General features: G+C 66.6%; 18 protein-coding genes. 11 read left to right on the top strand and 7 right to left on the bottom strand.

Annotated elements, in window-relative coordinates:
* The first annotated feature begins 204 nt into the window (after positions 1-204).
* From JHC99_RS03035 to JHC99_RS03025, 3 genes are read left to right on the top strand one after another with little or no spacing between them, the layout of a single operon-like run.
* Entirely contained in the window at positions 205-1359 is a 1155-nt protein-coding gene (locus JHC99_RS03035; protein WP_292151984.1) for an acyltransferase, read from the top strand.
* Positions 1356-1832 (top strand): DUF411 domain-containing protein, encoded by a 477-nt coding sequence (locus JHC99_RS03030; protein WP_084375403.1) that lies wholly within the window; start codon positions 1356-1358, stop codon positions 1830-1832. Before JHC99_RS03035 ends, JHC99_RS03030 begins: the two co-directional genes overlap by 4 nt.
* A gap of 49 nt (positions 1833-1881) precedes the next feature.
* Complete coding sequence (locus JHC99_RS03025) at positions 1882-2373, top strand: nuclear transport factor 2 family protein (protein WP_165117299.1); 492 nt, start codon at positions 1882-1884, stop codon at positions 2371-2373.
* Positions 2374-2471: 98 nt separating this feature from the next.
* Here the strand turns inward: JHC99_RS03025 and JHC99_RS03020 are convergent, their stop codons facing one another.
* The 6 genes from JHC99_RS03020 to JHC99_RS02995 form a co-directional block, all read right to left on the bottom strand.
* Positions 2472-2618 carry a hypothetical protein gene (locus JHC99_RS03020; protein WP_164952583.1) on the bottom strand — a complete coding sequence of 49 codons (147 nt, stop codon included), beginning with the start codon at positions 2616-2618 and terminating at the stop codon, positions 2472-2474.
* 48 nt (positions 2619-2666) lie between these two features.
* The gene (locus JHC99_RS03015; RefSeq protein WP_292151983.1) at positions 2667-2999 is read right to left on the bottom strand and encodes a hypothetical protein; all 333 of its coding nucleotides are present in this window, start codon (positions 2997-2999) and stop codon (positions 2667-2669) included.
* Positions 3000-3061: 62 nt separating this feature from the next.
* The gene (gene copD / locus JHC99_RS03010) at positions 3062-3976 is read right to left on the bottom strand and encodes a copper homeostasis membrane protein CopD (protein WP_292151982.1); all 915 of its coding nucleotides are present in this window, start codon (positions 3974-3976) and stop codon (positions 3062-3064) included.
* 4 nt (positions 3977-3980) lie between these two features.
* Positions 3981-4343, bottom strand: a complete 363-nt coding sequence (gene copC / locus JHC99_RS03005; protein WP_045811500.1) for a copper homeostasis periplasmic binding protein CopC — start codon at positions 4341-4343, stop codon at positions 3981-3983.
* Between the two features lie 117 nt (positions 4344-4460).
* The gene (locus JHC99_RS03000; RefSeq protein WP_230974793.1) at positions 4461-4955 is read right to left on the bottom strand and encodes a DUF305 domain-containing protein; all 495 of its coding nucleotides are present in this window, start codon (positions 4953-4955) and stop codon (positions 4461-4463) included.
* A gap of 147 nt (positions 4956-5102) precedes the next feature.
* Positions 5103-7457, bottom strand: coding sequence for a heavy metal translocating P-type ATPase (locus JHC99_RS02995; protein WP_292151981.1), 2355 nt, complete (start codon positions 7455-7457; stop codon positions 5103-5105).
* A 102-nt stretch (positions 7458-7559) separates the two neighbouring features.
* Between JHC99_RS02995 and JHC99_RS02990 the strand changes: the two genes are divergently transcribed.
* The 7 genes from JHC99_RS02990 to arsH all read left to right on the top strand — a co-directional run bounded on the left by JHC99_RS02990 (position 7560) and on the right by arsH (position 11582).
* Positions 7560-7835, top strand: a complete 276-nt coding sequence (locus tag JHC99_RS02990; protein ID WP_292151980.1) for a metal-sensitive transcriptional regulator — start codon at positions 7560-7562, stop codon at positions 7833-7835.
* A gap of 58 nt (positions 7836-7893) precedes the next feature.
* A complete protein-coding gene (locus JHC99_RS02985) occupies positions 7894-8319 on the top strand; it encodes a DUF305 domain-containing protein (RefSeq protein ID WP_135196042.1) in 426 nt (141 codons plus the stop codon).
* A 243-nt stretch (positions 8320-8562) separates the two neighbouring features.
* Positions 8563-8898: a metalloregulator ArsR/SmtB family transcription factor gene (locus JHC99_RS02980; RefSeq protein ID WP_292151979.1), complete on the top strand. Its 336-nt coding sequence runs from the start codon at positions 8563-8565 to the stop codon at positions 8896-8898.
* A gap of 7 nt (positions 8899-8905) precedes the next feature.
* Positions 8906-9331, top strand: coding sequence for an arsenate reductase (glutaredoxin) (gene arsC, locus JHC99_RS02975; protein WP_292151978.1), 426 nt, complete (start codon positions 8906-8908; stop codon positions 9329-9331).
* Positions 9328-10413: an ACR3 family arsenite efflux transporter gene (arsB, locus tag JHC99_RS02970; RefSeq protein ID WP_292151977.1), complete on the top strand. Its 1086-nt coding sequence runs from the start codon at positions 9328-9330 to the stop codon at positions 10411-10413. Before arsC ends, arsB begins: the two co-directional genes overlap by 4 nt.
* On the top strand, positions 10413-10829 hold the full coding sequence (locus tag JHC99_RS02965) for a GNAT family N-acetyltransferase (RefSeq protein ID WP_292049194.1): 417 nt from the start codon (positions 10413-10415) through the stop codon (positions 10827-10829). The genes arsB and JHC99_RS02965 overlap by 1 nt, the downstream gene beginning before the upstream one ends.
* Entirely contained in the window at positions 10830-11582 is a 753-nt protein-coding gene (gene arsH / locus JHC99_RS02960; protein WP_278069293.1) for an arsenical resistance protein ArsH, read from the top strand.
* Between the two features lie 127 nt (positions 11583-11709).
* Here the strand turns inward: arsH and JHC99_RS02955 are convergent, their stop codons facing one another.
* Positions 11710-12540, bottom strand: a complete 831-nt coding sequence (locus JHC99_RS02955; RefSeq protein ID WP_292151976.1) for an aldo/keto reductase — start codon at positions 12538-12540, stop codon at positions 11710-11712.
* A gap of 166 nt (positions 12541-12706) precedes the next feature.
* On the opposite strand from JHC99_RS02955, the gene JHC99_RS02950 reads away from it, so the two are divergent.
* The gene (locus tag JHC99_RS02950; protein WP_292151975.1) at positions 12707-15277 is read left to right on the top strand and encodes an excinuclease ABC subunit UvrA; all 2571 of its coding nucleotides are present in this window, start codon (positions 12707-12709) and stop codon (positions 15275-15277) included.
* The last annotated feature ends 133 nt before the right edge of the window (positions 15278-15410 follow it).

The following is a 15410-nucleotide window of genomic DNA, read 5'->3' as shown; positions in this document are numbered from 1 at the left end:
GCGTCTTCCATGCCGACCAGCCGGCCGGCGTCGCCCGGCCCGACCGCTGCGATCAACTCATTCATGTCGTCAGTCATTGCGCACCTGCGTCACGCCCCACTTGCCATACGCGCCGGCCTTCCGGTCCCCTCACGAGGGGACGAGCCGTCGCCCGCGTAGATACCAGAGACGACCGGGACGCGCCCTGTCGTCCGGGGAAAAGACGTGAGCGACAGAGCAGGGCCCAGGCGGGTTCCATTCCCCGACGTGCTCGATCCGCTCACGGGCGTGAGGTTCTTTCTCGCCCTCGGCGTCGTGCTGTTCCACTTCCAGCTCTACTGGACCCTCCCGGCGGAGAGCGCGGGCTTGTTGAACCGCGCGCGCCTGGGCGTGGATGTCTTCTTCATCCTGTCGGGCTTCATCCTGACCCACGTCTACCTGCAGGGAGACCGGGCCCCGAACTACGGTCGATTCCTGGCGGCGCGCCTGGCCCGGATCTATCCGGCTCACCTGTTCATCCTCCTGGCCATGCTTGGGCTGGTGCTGATCGCGCCTGTGTTCGGCGTCGGGCTGGAGCCTGGCCGGTTTAATCCCGTCGACTTCGCGGGCACCCTTCTGCTCGTACAGGCGTGGTTCCCGCGCGAGAGCATGGCGCTCTGGAACGGACCGGCCTGGTCGCTGTCGGCGGAGTGGTTCGCCTATCTGGCCTTCCCCGCCTATGCCGCCCTCGCGCTCCGGCTGCGGGCCAGGCCGTGGGTCCTGATTGCACTCGCCATGCTGTTTTTCGTCGCTTTGGACGCCTTCTACCGCGCCTGGTTCGGCCGGATGCTGCCTCGCGCCGAGGACAGCCTCGGGATCCTGCGCATCATTCCCGAATTCCTCTACGGCGTTGGCCTCTACTATCTCGGTCAGCGCTGGACGCCTTCGCCGCGAATGTCCCTCATGGGCGCCCTGGTCGCCACGACCCTGCTGCTGACGCTCATGCAGATCGGCGCCGACGACCGGGTCATCGTGGCGGCGGCCGGTCCCTTCATCCTGTCGCTCGCCCTGTTGGCCAAGGCTCCGGTCCGGACCTTCCTGTCTCACCCCGTCCTTCTGTTCGCCGGCGAAGCGTCGTTCGCCCTCTATCTCGTCCACATCCCCATCCTGATGGTGTGGCGCAATGCGGCGCAGGCGTTCTCCGGCTGGGGTGCGGACTATCGAATGGGCCTGGTCGAACTGGCCGCCATGCTTGTGTTGACGCTCGCCGCCGCGGCCGCCATCCATGTCTTCGTCGAGCAGCCTGGCCGACGGTGGTTGCGGGCGCGGCTGGCGCCGCAGCGCGCCGACCCTGTCGAGGCGCAGCGATCCGTCCACAGCGATCAGGGAGAACCCTTTTGAATCCCGCCAATCTGAACCGTCGTCTACTCATGGGCGCGGCCGTCTTCATCGGCATGGGCGGGTCCGCCTGCGCCCAGACCCGTCCGTCCAGAAACCTCACGGTCTTCAAGACGCCCACCTGCGCCTGCTGCGACGCCTGGATCGCGCACATGCGCCAAGCGGGCTTCACCACCACCATCACCGTCCTTCCAAGCCTTCAATCGGTCCGGAGCAGCCGGGGCATGCCGGACGCGCTCGCCTCCTGTCATACCGGTCTGATCGATGGCTATCTGGTCGAGGGTCATGTGCCGGCCCCGGACGTCATTCGACTGCTGACCGAGAGACCGGCGGCGGTGGGCGTCGCGGTCCCGGGCATGCCGCTCGGTTCGCCCGGCATGGAGACGCCGCAGGGGCGCAAGGAGCCCTACGACACCCTGCTGGTGCTTCGCTCGGGCGCGACCCGCGTGTTCGCCCGCCACAACCCGCCGGCCTGACGCAGATCGCGCTCAGCCCGTTCAGATCACCCACAATCCGGAGTTCGCCATGTCCCGCACCTCTCTCGCCCTCGTCCTGTCGCTCGCCGTTCTTTCGGCGACACCCGCCTTCGCCCAGGACCACGCCCACGGGCATGCCCAAGCCGCCGGCTCGGTCGCCGCGGAAGCTGCGGACGCGGCGGCGGCCGTCGACGCCTTTCACGTCGCCCTGAAGGCCGGCGACACGAACGTCGCCCTGGCAATTATGGCGCCGGATGTGATGATCTTCGAGGAGGGTGGCGCGGAGCGATCGCGCGACGAGTATGCGTCCCATCACCTGGGCTCGGACGCCGCCTTCGCCGCCGCCTCTGAAGCGACGGTGACGCGCAGATCGGGATGGGCCGACGGGGACATCGCCTGGATCACCAGCGAAGGCCGCACCACGGGCCAATTCAACGGCCGCGCCGTAGACCGCCTGACGACCGAAACCATGGTCCTCAAACGCCATGCCGACGGCTGGCGCATCCACCACATTCACTGGTCGTCGCGCGCGCCCGGCTGACGCTCAGGCCCGCGCCAGCGGGTCGCCGGCCCTGCGACGTCGGTGAGGAACATCGGGAAGACGCCCGCCCTCGCGGGCGGGCGTCCCCGATAATACGATCAGCAGCAGGTGCAGGCTTCCGCGCAGGCTGCGATAGCGTCGCAGCAAGCGCATACGGCCTGCGCCACGGCGTCCGGCGCGGCCGCGAAGGCGGCTGAACCGGAAGCCAGCAGCACCAGGGCTGCGAGGGTGAGAGTGCGTTTCATGGTTTTGATCTCTGTTTGATTGAATGAGTCCGGTCATCTTCAACAGGATCAGCGTCGTGGGGGCGGGTCGTCCGCCTCCACGGTGAAATCGGCATGCCGCGCATCAAGGGATGGATAGAGGACAGACGCATAGACCCGTGCGGGGGTGGATTCACCGCCTTGGGGGACAAGGCCCTGGCAGATGGCCAGACACGCCTTATGGCACGAGATCCTGACGGTCTTCGGCTCGCACGGGACGCCGTCGCCGCTCATCGACATGGGCGCTATATCCTGATCGACCGGAGCTTCGCAGGCGATCGAAGCGGTGGACACGAACAGCACGGCAAACGCCGCGAGCAGCGCGGTCGTCAGTCGGAGGAGGTCATGACGCAGGAACGGCATTGTCTGATCATACTTCAACGGTCGGCGGAGCGACGATCTCATTTTGATCATCGCAATCGAGCCTACAGAGACGCCGGGGGCGGCAGGGTTCCCATGACCGCCACGACGCCAATCAGGGCGAGTCCCAGACCCGTTTCGATCAACAGGCTGCGCCGGAGCGCGCTCATGGCGGCGACGGAGGGTTGGCCCGTCTCCAGCGCATAGCCCAGTGTCGGCGTCAGCCGGAACCGGTTGCTCGCCGCCAGCGCAAGCATCAAACCGAAGAGGACGAGCTTGGCGACCAGAAGCTGGCCGTAGAGGTTGCCCGCGATCGAAGCCACGCGCTCGGGACCGATCAGGAACCAGCTGTTCACGAGACCGGTCAGCACCAGCAACAGGACCGCGAGCGTTCCAATGCCGGCGAAGCCATGCAGGGCGCGATGGATTGCAAAGTCGTCCGGACCGGCTCGGCGCAGAAGCAGGGCCGTCAACGCCGCCAGGGCGCCCAGCCACAAGGCCGCTGCCACCGCGTGAGTGATGTTGGCGACAAGATGGATGGGCCCGCCCGGACCCTCGGTGGCCGCGCCGTGACCCGTCCATGCGAAGCTGGCGGCCACGATCAGACCCAAGGCGGCCGTCACGCTCCAGAGCGCGCGACCGGGTTTCAGGGCGACCAAGGCGACAAGCCCAAGCAAGGCGGCGGCGGCCCGCACGACCATCGCCATGCCCAGGGCTGTGCCGGTGACCATAAAGGACAGAGACGCGGGTTTCACGGCTTCGCTCAGCGACCCCGCCATGACGGCAGTCTGGGCCACCAGGGCGGCGAGCGAGCCGAGCGCGACGATGATCGCCGCGAGGCGCAATGTCGGTCGCGACCATTCCAGGTTCGGCGCGTCGGCGTCTTTGAAGCTGTAGAGAAGGAACAGCGGCGCGCCGAGAAGGACGACGCCGCCGCCGTATTGAAGCCAGCGAAGCGCGATGACCGCGACTTCCAGCACGGCGTCAGCGCACCGTGAAGGTGTAGGATCCCGTCATGCGGTGGCCGTCGCTCGACGCGATACGCCAGTCGACACGGTAGGCGCCGGCGGCCAGCGGGCGAGCCAGCGCGCCCGTGAGGGTCCTGCCGTCCTCGGCGACCGAGGTGCGGATCGCGATCTTCTCCTCCGCCGCATTGACGACGTCGAAGCCGGAAAAGGCGGGAACGCTGCGTTCGCTGAAGGTCAGGGTCAGCGTCCGGGTCGCGGCCACGGTGGAGTCGGGCGCCGGGGTGGCGCTGACCAGGCGAGCGTGGGCCGCCGCCGGTCCGGCGGCGAAGGCCACGACCGCCGCGACGGCGATGAAGGGTGCGGGGTTGAAGTAACGCATACTCAGTCTCCAGACGTTTGGCCGGTCCCGGCCTTCTGCTTCTCTACGCGCCACACGACCGCGTCCCTTATGAAGAGGAAGCGGGCGGCGGCTGAGGCCTTCCCCCGCACGCCGGGGTCAGCGGCGACGCTTCTCGAGGAGCGCCTGCATCTGGGCGATCTCCTCCTGTTGACCACGCACGATGCCGTCGCACAGGGCGATGATCTCCGGATCGGTCAGGGAGGCTTGCTCGCACATCAACACAGCCCCGGAATGGTGCGGGATCATCGATCGCAGGAATTCGTCGTCGCCAACGAACGCCTGGGTGCGCATGCCGACGAAGCTGCCGACGAAGATCACGACGGCGACCGCTCCAATGACCAGGTTCGTTTTGCGCGACGGGTACATGGACCGCATGAAGACGAGCATGAGGACCGCCATCGGCGCGACCATCATCAGGGTCATGTAGACGTTGTTCAAATTGAGATAGAAGTGACCGAGCGTGGCGATCATCGTGTACATGACCAGGTACATGATGACGAAATCGAGCGCCAACTCGAGGTACAGGCTCCGATAAGGGCCGAGTCCACGAGCGTTGCCTTGCCCGCCGTGGTCCATCTGTTGATGAGACATCGTCCGTATCCTCTTCAGAAATTTCAGTTCGTCTTCGCCTGCCGCTGCGAAAGCCTGGAGACTGCGGTCAGCGTCTGAATCAATCCGGCCCGTCACAGCCGGTTCCTCCCTTGGGTGGGTGGGCGGACTGTTGATTGCCTATCCTGGCTAAAGCCTCACCGCGCGCAGTCTCAGCGCATTGCCGATGACGCTGACCGAGGAGAGCGCCATTGCGAGCGCCGCAAGGGCAGGCGAGAGAAGCCAGCCGAAGACGGGATAAAGCAGGCCAGCCGCCACGGGGATGCCAAGGGCGTTGTAGCCGAAGGCGAAAACGAGGTTTTGGCGGATGTTGCCCATCACCGCGCGGGACAGACGCCGTGCGCGCACGATGCCTTGCAGATCGCCGCCCAGCAGGGTGACGCCGGCGCTTTCGATGGCGACGTCCGAACCCGCCCCCATGGCGACGCCGACATCGGCTGCGGCGAGGGCAGGGGCATCGTTGACGCCATCCCCCGCCATGGCGACGATCCGACCCTGCGAACGAAGCTGTTGAACCACAGACGCCTTATCCTGCGGCAAAACCTCCGCCTGGACTTCGTCGATGCCGAGGCGCCGCGCGACCGCTTCGGCCGTCGTCCGGTTGTCCCCGGTCATCATCACCAGCCGCAGACCGGCCGCTTTCAGCGCGAGGATCGCAGCCGGCGTGGTGGCCTTGATGGGATCGGCGATGCCGATGACCCCGGCCGCCTTTCCGTCGATCGCCACGAATATGGCGGTGGCGCCGTCGTGGCGAAGGGCCTCCGCCTTCGGCTCCAGCGCGGAGACGTCGATCGAAAGCTCGCCGAGAAAACGGGTGTTGCCCAGGGCGACCTGGCGACCCTCCATCGTCCCGCGAACGCCGCGACCGACCGGGCTGTCGAAGTCCGCGGCCTCGGTAAGGGGGATGTCCCGGTCCTTGGCTGCCCGGACGATTGCGTCGGCCAACGGATGTTCGCTGCCCCGCTCGAGGCTGGCCGAAAGACGCAGGATGTCCGCTTCCACGAAGCCGAGGGCGGGCAGGATCGCCGTCACCGACGGACGGCCCTCCGTCAGGGTGCCGGTCTTGTCCAGAACGAGAGTGTCGACCTTCTCGAAGCGTTCGAGCGCCTCGGCGTTCTTGATCAGGACGCCGGCGTGGGCGCCACGTCCCACCCCGACCATGATCGAGATCGGCGTCGCCAGACCCAACGCACAGGGACAGGCGATGATGAGCACCGAAACGGCGGCGACCAGGGCGTAGGACAGGCGGGGTTCGGGACCGACCAGGCCCCAGACGACGGCGGCGAGCAGGGCGATCGCGATCACCGTGGGAACGAACCATCCGGAGACCGTATCGGCCAGCCGCTGGATCGGGGCGCGACTGCGCTGGGCCTGGGCCACCATCTGGACGATCTGCGCCAGCAGGGTGTCGGCGCCCACCTTGTCGGCGCGCATGATGAAGGATCCGGTCTTGTTGAGCGCGCCGGCCACGACGCGGTCGCCGACATCCTTGGTCACCGGCATGGACTCGCCGGTCACCATGGATTCGTCGACAGCGACCCGACCCTCCAGGAGTTCGCCATCGACCGGGATCTTCTCTCCGGGCCTTACCCGCAGGCGGTCGCTGACGGCGATCTGGTCAAGCGAGACATCTTCATCGATGCCGTCCGCCCGGATTCGGCGCGCGGTCTTGGGCGTGAGGTCCAGCAGGGCGCGGATCGCGCCCGACGTCTGTTCGCGGGCGCGCAGTTCCAGAATCTGCCCGACGAGGACCAGCACGGTGATGACCGCCGCCGCCTCGAAATACACCGGCGCACTGCCGTCGGCCTTCAGGAAGGCGGGCGGGAACAGGGTTGGCGCGACGACGGCCACGACGCTGTAAAGCCATGCCACGCCGACCCCCATGGCGATCAGGGTGAACATATTCAGCCGCCGGGTGCGCAGCGATGTCCAGCCGCGCTCGAAGAAGGGCCAGCCGCACCAGAGAACCACGGGGGTCGCCAAAGCGAACTGGATCCAGTTCGACATCTGGCCCGGGATGAACATGTGGAGATTGGCCAGGTGTCCGCCCATTTCCAGGGCGAAGACCGGCAGGGTCAGGACCAGACCGACCCAGAAGCGTCTGGTGAAGTCGATCAGCTCGTGGTTGGGCGGGGCCTCCGCCGTGACCGTCTCCGGCTCAAGCGCCATGCCGCAGATCGGGCAGGAGCCTGGGCCTTCCTGCCGGATCTCGGGGTGCATCGGGCAGGTGTAGATGGCGCCGGGAACGGCCGGCTCGGCCTCCACGGGAGGGTTCAGGTAACGCATCGGATCGCCGATGAATTTGGTCCGGCACCCCGCCGAGCAGAAGAAATAGTCCTGACCGTCATGACTGGCTCGGTGAGCGGTGGCCGTCGGATCGACCGACATGCCGCAGACGGGATCCTTGACCGTTGCCGCGCCATCCGAGGCCTTCGCCCCGCAGCAGGCGTGACCCGAGGCATGATTGTGAGGATGCGTGGACATGTCGCTCTCTCCGGCTGACCGAAGAGCTAACATATACCCATGGGGGGTATATCGCAAGATACCCGTCTGGGGTATATGGGGGTGCTCAGGAGGACAGGCCGCATGCAAACCGACACGAAACCCAAAGTCCTCAACAGGCTCAGCCGGATCGAAGGCCAGGTGCGGGGAATCTGCCGCATGGTTGAAGATGACCGGTATTGCGTCGACTTGCTGACCCAACTTCAGGCCGTTCGAGCCGCGCTCCATCGCGTGGAGACCGAAGTGCTACGGGATCACCTCGACCACTGCGTCATGGGCGCTATGACCGGCGCCGATCCCGAGGATCGCAAGGCAAAGGCCGGCGAGCTGATCGAGCTCTTGGCGCGGGCCGGACGGTAGAGTTGGCGGAACGAATGGGCCCTCCTGGTCGCTAACGTCGGGATCCCAAGGAGCCGTCATGAAACGCATCAGCCTCGTCCTCGCCGCCTGCGCCTTGGCTACGGCCTGTTCCCCGCAAGCCGAAGAGCCCGCCGTAGCCGCGCCTGAGGCCCCCGCAGCGGCGGACGCCCATGGCGGAATGGAGGGCGGCATGGCTGCGCCTGCGCCCGGCGACTCCGTCGCCACCCAAGGCTACAAGGCCTCGATGAACACGATGATGGAGGCGATGCCCGCCTTCACCGGGGACGCGGACATCGACTTCATGAAGCAGATGCGAGGTCACCACGTCGCCGCCGTCTCGATGGCCCGTGTGGAGCTCGCGCAAGGCAAGGACGCCCAAGCGCGGAACCTGGCCCAGGAGGTGATCACGGCGCAGGAGCGCGAAATCACCCTGATCGACGCCTGGCTCGCCCAGAAGGGAGCGTCGGCGGCTCCCGCCGCCTGATCGCGAGATCAGCGCACCGCGTCCGGACCGACAGACGTGCGAAATCGGCCAACTGTCGACCTCGTGGCCAAAGTCCATGGTCTCGACGGAGAGTATAGCCCAGCGACCCTTAAACTCGGCTGTCGCTACTCTGCGATCTTTTAGGCGGCAGTCGTCAAAGATCAGGTCGTCACCGATGCCTGAACTGCCGCACCCGCAGACGAGCGGGCTTGAACACTTCCATATTTCGACTAATTTGGAAATATGGAAACCGAAGTTTCGATTCTCGCTCTCGCCGCCTTGGCGCAATCGACGCGGCTGGAGGCGTTTCGCCTCCTCGTGCGTCACGAACCCGATGGTCTGCCGGCCGGTGACATCTCCAACCATCTGGTGATCCCGGCCAACACCCTGTCGTCCCATCTCGGCGTCCTGACGCGCGCGGGGTTGATCAGGTCGGAGCGGCGCAGCCGGTCGATCATCTACCGGGCCGACCTGGATCGGCTTCGCGACCTGGTCCTCTTCCTGCTCAAGGACTGCTGCGGGGGCAGGGCGGACCTGTGCGAAACCCTGCTGGCTGAACTCGCGCCCTGTTGCCCCTAAGGATCCCGTGGACATCGTCATCTATCACAACCCCGCCTGCGGGACGTCGCGCAACGCGCTCGAGCTGATCCGCCACGTCGGCATCGAGCCGCATGTCGTGCAGTATCTGAAGACCGCGCCGTCGCGGACCATGGTCGCTTGGCTGGCCGAACGGGCCGGCAAGCCGCTGCGCAATCTGTTGCGTGAGAAGGGCACGCCCTTCGCCGAACTGGGCCTAGGGGACCCGGGCCTGACGGACGATCAGTTGCTCGATGCGATCGAGGCCCATCCGATCCTGCTCAATCGCCCGATCGTCGTCAGTCCTCTCGGCGTCGGCCTGTGCCGACCGTCCGAGGCCGTTCTGGACCTCCTGCCCGCCGATGATCTCAAGCCCTTCACCAAGGAGGACGGCGAGGTCGTCATCGACGCCGCCGGCCAGCGGGTGAAGCGATGATCGACACCCGCGTGGAGGACGCTGCGCCGCGTCGCCTGTCCTTCCTCGACCGCTGGCTGACGCTGTGGATCTTCGTGGCCATGGGCCTGGGCGTGGCTATGGGGACGCTGGCGCCGGGCCTGCCGACCTGGGTCGACAGCCTCTCAATCGGCACGACCAATATCCCGATCGCCATCGGTCTGATCCTGATGATGTACCCGCCGCTGGCCAAGGTCCGGTACGAGGAACTGCCGCGCGTCTTCGCCGACAAGCGGGTCCTGGCCCTGTCCTTGTTCCAGAACTGGGTGCTGGGCCCGGTGCTGATGTTCGCCCTGGCGGTGATCTTCCTGCGTGATCAGCCGGAATACATGACCGGCGTCATCCTGATCGGGCTGGCGCGCTGTATCGCCATGGTCCTGGTCTGGAACCAGCTGGCGCGGGGCGACAACCAGTATGTCGCCGGCCTCGTAGCCTTCAACTCGATCTTCCAGATCCTGTTCTTCAACCTTTATGCCTGGATCTTCCTCACCGTCCTGCCGCCCCTGTTCGGCCTGCAGGGAAGCGTGGAGGACGTCAGCGTCTGGACCATCGCCGGCGCGGTGCTCGTCTACCTTGGCCTACCGTTCCTAGCCGGCTTCCTGACCCGACGCAGCCTGATCGCTCGCCGCGGCGCCGACTGGTACGAGCGGCGCTTCCTGCCGCGCATCGGGCCGATCACCCTGATCGCTCTGCTGTTCACCATCGTGGTCATGTTCAGCCTCAAGGGCGGGGAGGTGGTGGCTTTGCCGCTGGACGCCCTGCGCATCGCCATTCCCCTGACGATCTACTTCCTCGTCATGTTCGTGGTGAGCTTCCTCATGGGCAAGCTAATCGAAGCCGACTATCCGCGCACCACCGCCCTGGCCTTCACCGCGGCCTCGAACAATTTCGAACTGGCCATCGCGGTGGCCATCGCGGCCTTCGGCCTGACCTCGCCGGTCGCCTTCGCGGCCGTCATCGGCCCCCTTGTCGAGGTGCCGGTGTTGATCCTGCTCGTGTCGGTCGCGCTCTGGATGGGCCGACGCTGGTTCCCGGACACGGCCCCGCCGAAGGACGCCGGCTGATGGTCAGTCTGCATTTGGTCGACTCGACCGATGTCGATCTGATCGCGGCCCTGCGTGGCGAGAACCTGCCTGAGCCGGGCGCCGGGCGATACTTCAGCGCCGACCACTACGGCGCGGTCATCGGCTACGGCGGGCTGGAAGGGGAGCGGCGCGACCTGCTGCTGCGCTCCCTGGTCGTACTTGCCGACCAGAAGGCCCGCGGCCTGGGAAGTCGGGTGCTGGCCGCCGCCGAGACCACCGCCGGCGACCTGGGCGCTGCACGTCTGCACCTGCTCACCACGACGGCCGAGCGCTTCTTCACCGGGCGCGGCTTTGTCGCCGCCGATCGTGAGTCCGCGCCGCCCGCGATCCGGCAAACTCGCGAGTTCGCGGACCTCTGCCCGGCGTCTGCCGTCTATTTGACCAAGGACCTTTGAATGACCTTCACCCGTCTGCGTTCGCTGCCGGATCCGGATAACCTGCCGGCCCTGGACGCGGCCTATCTGTCCGCCGAGCCCGCCCGGGGATTGGGCTCGACCGACCCGGCGCCGCGGATCCTTCTCTTGTACGGATCGCTGCGCGAGCGGTCGTATTCGCGGCTCTGCGTCGAGGAAGCGGCCCGCCTACTGCAGCGCATGGGATGCGAGACCCGGATCTTCGACCCCTCCGACCTCCCCCTGCCGGGCGCGCCCGGCGACGACGACCACCCGGCGGTGCGCGAGTTGCGCGAACACGCCTTCTGGTCGGAGGGCATGGTCTGGTGCAGTCCGGAACGGCACGGCCAGGTCTCCGGGCTGATGAAGCTGCAGATCGATCACCTGCCATTGAGCCAGGGCGGCATGCGCCCGACGCAGGGCCGGACCCTCGCCGTCATGCAGGTGTCGGGCGGGTCGCAGAGCTTCAACGCCGTCAACACCCTGCGCCTTCTGGGCCGCTGGATGCGGATGATCACCATCCCCAACCAGTCGAGCGTGGCCAAGGCCTTCCAGGAGTTCGACGGGGCCGGCCGGATGAAGCCCTCGGCCTACTATGAGCGGATCGTCGACGTGATGGAGGAACTGGTGCGCTTCACCATTCTGGTCCGGCCCCACGCCGTCCAGCTCGTCGATCGGTATTCCGAACGAAAGGCGGAGGGCGTTCCGGTCGACGCCGCGTCCGATTTGTCATCCATCGCCATCGCGGCACAATGAGGTGCCGGGATCGGCGCAGTTAAGCTCGGTCATCGAACCCAAGCTCATGTCTGGTTCTCGCAACTTCGCCAATGACCGCTGTTGGCGCTTGGCCGAACTTGCAAGCTCGCCAACCGCCAGTCACTCTTCAGAGCATGGCGAGCCGCGTCTTGCGGGTTGGAGCCGGAAAATCAGCGTCGATGGCGGCGAGATCGTCCCGCGTCAGCGCCAAGTCCAGGGCGCGGCGGTTGTCCGCGACGTGCGCCGCATCGCCAGCCTTGGGGATGGCGATGACCCGCGGATCGCGTAGGACCCAGGCTAGGGCGACCTGGTACGGCGTGGCGCCGTGGCGCCTGGCGACAGCCGATAGGGCAGGGGACGCCGGCAGCGCGCCCTGGCCGATCGGGCTGTAGGCCATGACCGGTATCAGGTTTCGGTTCAGCAGCGGAAAGAGGTCGAACTCCGCGCCGCGCTCGGTCACATTGTAGAGGATCTGGTCGGTCGCGCAGGCCTGTCCGCCGGCCCGAAACAGCTGTTCCATGTCCGCGTGATCGAAGTTGCTCACCCCCCATCGCCGGATCTTTCCGGCTTGGACGAGGGCGTTCATGCCCTCGATGGTTTCGGCGAGCGGCACGGAGCCGCGCCAGTGCAGCAGATAGAGGTCGAGCCGGTCTGTCTTCAGGCGTTTCAGACTGCCTTCGCACGCCTTCTCAAGGCGACCCCTCCCGGCGTTCTGCGGATAGACCTTGCTGATCAGGAAGACCTGATCGCGAACCCCGGCCAAGGCTTCACCGACCAAGTCTTCAGTCGCGCCGTCGCCGTACATCTCGGCGGTGTCGATCAAGGTCATGCCGAGGTCGACGCCAGCGTGAAGGGCGGCGATCTCCTGTTCGCGTCGGCGCGGGTCTTCGCCCATCCGCCAGGTCCCCTGTCCGAGGGCGGAGACTTCGGCGTGGTCGGGAAGCGTCACGGTTCGCATTTCGGTCTCTTGGCCTCGGACGTCTTTGAAGCGAACGCCCGGGACCGTGTTTCGCCTCCGGCTAATCGTGTCCGGCGTCGAGTCATCCATGACGAAGGCCCGGAATATCCCCGTCCCATGCAACCGAACGGGCTGGGCGGGACTAACAGAAGGTCAGGATTTTCGCATGCGAGAGCTCAAGGCGACCGGCTTCGTCCGCATTCGTGGCGCGCGAGAGCACAATCTCAAGAACATCGATGTCGACATCCCGCGCGACGCGCTGGTCGTGTTCACCGGCGTGTCGGGGTCCGGCAAGTCGTCGCTCGCCTTCTCCACCCTCTATGCGGAAGCCCAGCGCCGCTACCTGGAATCCGTCTCGCCATACGCGCGCCGCCTGTTCCACCAGATGGAAGTCCCGGAGGTCGACCTCATAGAGGGGCTCCCGCCGGCGGTTGCGCTGCAGCAGCAGCGGGGCTCGCCGACCACCCGATCGTCGGTCGGCAGCGTGACGACCCTCTCCAACCTGCTGCGCATGCTCTATTCGCGCGCCGGCGACTATCCGCCGGGACGGCCGCATCTTGAGGCCGAATCCTTCTCGCCCAATACGCCCGAAGGCGCCTGTCCACGCTGTCACGGCCTGGGCCGAATCCATGAGGTGACCGAAGCCTCGATGGTGCCCGATCCCTCCAAGACCATCCGCGAGCGCGCCGTCGCCGCCTGGCCGATGGCCTGGGGCGGCCAGAATCTGCGCGACATCCTGATCAGCCTCGGCGTCGACGTCGATAAGCCCTGGCGCGACCTGCCGAAGAAGACGCGCGACTGGATCCTGTTCACCGAGGAGCAGCCACAGGTCCCGGTCTATCCCGGGTGGACCCATGAGGAGATCCAGCGGGCGATCAGGCGCAAGACGGAGCCTGCCTATATGGGCACCTTCTCGAGCGCGAAGCGGCATGTCACGCACAGCTTCGCCACAACTCAGAGCGCAATGATGAAGGCGCGCGCGGCGCGCTTCATGATCGGCCGACGTTGCCCGGTCTGCGACGGCAAGCGACTGCGTCGAGAGTCCCTGCTGGTCCGCTTCGAGGGCCTCGATATCGCCGAAATGAGCGGCCTGCCCATGGCCCGCTTCTCGAAAATCTTCGCGCCCTATGCCGAGGCGAACGCCGGCAAGCTGAAGGCGTTGCGCAAGACGCATCCCGAGAAGGCCCTGGTGGTCGAGCGCATCGCCGGGGACTTGTGCCGTCGTCTCTCCGTGCTCCTCGATCTGGGCCTCGGCTACCTGACGCTGGAACGCAGCACGCCGACATTGTCGCCGGGCGAACTGCAGAGGCTGCGGCTGGCGACCCAGGTCGTCTCGAACCTGTTCGGGGTCGTCTATGTGATGGACGAGCCGTCGGCCGGTTTGCATCCCGCCGACACCGAGGCCCTGCTCCGGGCACTCGAGGGCCTGAAGGCGGTCGGAAACTCGCTGTTCATCGTAGAGCACGAGATGGATATCATCCGCCGCGCCGACTGGATCGTCGACGTCGGGCCAGCAGCCGGCGAGCACGGCGGCGAAATCCTGTACAGCGGTCCAATCGAGGGGCTCGGCGCGGTCGCCGCGTCGGAGACAAGACGACATCTGTTCGACGAAGGGGCCGGGATTGCGAGCCGGAAGCGCGAGCCCGCCGCATGGTTGCGGCTGGAAGACGTCTCACGCAACAACCTCAAGCAGGTCGACTGCGACATCCCGCTCGGGGTCATGACCACGGTGACCGGCATTTCCGGCTCGGGGAAATCGAGCCTAGTGAGCAAGGCGCTGGTCGAGCTGGTTGCCGGCTCTCTTGGCGCCGCGCCCTCGGCCAGGGATGATGCGGATGACGAAGCCGGATTCGAGGACGCGACCGCTGTCCCGACCGAGGGTCGGATCGTCGGCGGGCTGGAAGGGGTCCGGCGGCTGATCGAGGTCGACCAGAAGCCGATCGGCCGCACACCTCGCTCCAACCTGGCCACCTACACCGGGCTTTTCGACCACGTCCGCGCCCTGTTCGCGGCGACACCCGAAGCCCGTAAGCGCCGCTACGACGCCGGGCGGTTCTCCTTCAATGTCGCCAAAGGGCGTTGCCCCCGCTGCGAGGGGGAGGGGTTCGTCATGGTCGAACTGCTGTTCCTCCCCAGCGTCTACGCCCCGTGTCCCGCCTGCCATGGCGCCCGCTACAATCCCAAGACGCTTGAGATCACCTACAGCGGCAAGACCATCGCCGAGGTGCTGGCGCTCACGGTCGAGCAGGCCTGGGACTTCTTCGGCGACGCGCCCAACGTCTGCCGCTCGCTCAAGGTGCTGCGCGAGGTCGGGCTGAACTATCTCCGCCTCGGACAGCCCGCGACCGAATTCTCGGGCGGCGAAGCGCAAAGGGTGAAGCTGGCGACGGAACTGCAACGCGCCCAGCGCGGCGGGGCGCTCTATGTTCTCGACGAGCCGACCACAGGTCTTCATCCAACCGATGTCGAGCGCCTGCTCGGCCAACTCAACGCCCTGGTCGACGCCGGCAACACCGTCATCCTGGTCGACCACGACATGAAGGTCGCGGCGGCCAGCGATTGGGTCATCGACATCGGGCCCGGCGCCGGAGACGAGGGCGGGCGGATCGTCGTTAGCGGCCCGCCGGCTGTCGTGGCTGCGTCCCCGGAGAGCCGAACGGCATTATATCTCGATCGTGCTCTACAGGGCGGGGCAGCCGCAAAGGGGCTTTCACACATGGAACGGGATCCTAACTGATGACCCCACGCCCTCATGCGAAGACCCATGGCGCGGAGCGAGGCCTGACCCGCTTCGAGGGCTTCAGCGATGCCGTGTTCGCGATCGCCCTGACTGCTGATCGTCGAGATCAAGGTGCCGGGGTCGCCCCGGG

This window comes from Brevundimonas sp. (assembly GCF_016463485.1).
GTDB lineage: Bacteria > Pseudomonadota > Alphaproteobacteria > Caulobacterales > Caulobacteraceae > Brevundimonas.
The sequence above is the reverse complement of the archived record's forward strand: the minus strand, read 5'-3'. Positions and strand labels throughout refer to the sequence as shown.

Bases quoted from the DNA above. Each gene is read 5' to 3' on its own strand.
- JHC99_RS03025 (WP_165117299.1), top strand. From the start codon at position 1,882: ATGTCCCGCACCTCTCTCGCCCTCGTCCTGTCGCTCGCCGTTCTTTCG.
- JHC99_RS03020 (WP_164952583.1), bottom strand. From the start codon at position 2,618: ATGAAACGCACTCTCACCCTCGCAGCCCTGGTGCTGCTGGCTTCCGGT.
- JHC99_RS03015 (WP_292151983.1), bottom strand. From the start codon at position 2,999: ATGCCGTTCCTGCGTCATGACCTCCTCCGACTGACGACCGCGCTGCTC.
- copC (WP_045811500.1), bottom strand. From the start codon at position 4,343: ATGCGTTACTTCAACCCCGCACCCTTCATCGCCGTCGCGGCGGTCGTG.
- JHC99_RS03000 (WP_230974793.1), bottom strand. From the start codon at position 4,955: ATGTCTCATCAACAGATGGACCACGGCGGGCAAGGCAACGCTCGTGGA.
- JHC99_RS02995 (WP_292151981.1), bottom strand. From the start codon at position 7,457: ATGTCCACGCATCCTCACAATCATGCCTCGGGTCACGCCTGCTGCGGG.
- JHC99_RS02990 (WP_292151980.1), top strand. From the start codon at position 7,560: ATGCAAACCGACACGAAACCCAAAGTCCTCAACAGGCTCAGCCGGATC.
- JHC99_RS02985 (WP_135196042.1), top strand. From the start codon at position 7,894: ATGAAACGCATCAGCCTCGTCCTCGCCGCCTGCGCCTTGGCTACGGCC.
- JHC99_RS02980 (WP_292151979.1), top strand. From the start codon at position 8,563: ATGGAAACCGAAGTTTCGATTCTCGCTCTCGCCGCCTTGGCGCAATCG.
- arsB (WP_292151977.1), top strand. From the start codon at position 9,328: ATGATCGACACCCGCGTGGAGGACGCTGCGCCGCGTCGCCTGTCCTTC.
- JHC99_RS02965 (WP_292049194.1), top strand. From the start codon at position 10,413: ATGGTCAGTCTGCATTTGGTCGACTCGACCGATGTCGATCTGATCGCG.
- arsH (WP_278069293.1), top strand. From the start codon at position 10,830: ATGACCTTCACCCGTCTGCGTTCGCTGCCGGATCCGGATAACCTGCCG.
- JHC99_RS02955 (WP_292151976.1), bottom strand. From the start codon at position 12,540: ATGCGAACCGTGACGCTTCCCGACCACGCCGAAGTCTCCGCCCTCGGA.
- JHC99_RS02950 (WP_292151975.1), top strand. From the start codon at position 12,707: ATGCGAGAGCTCAAGGCGACCGGCTTCGTCCGCATTCGTGGCGCGCGA.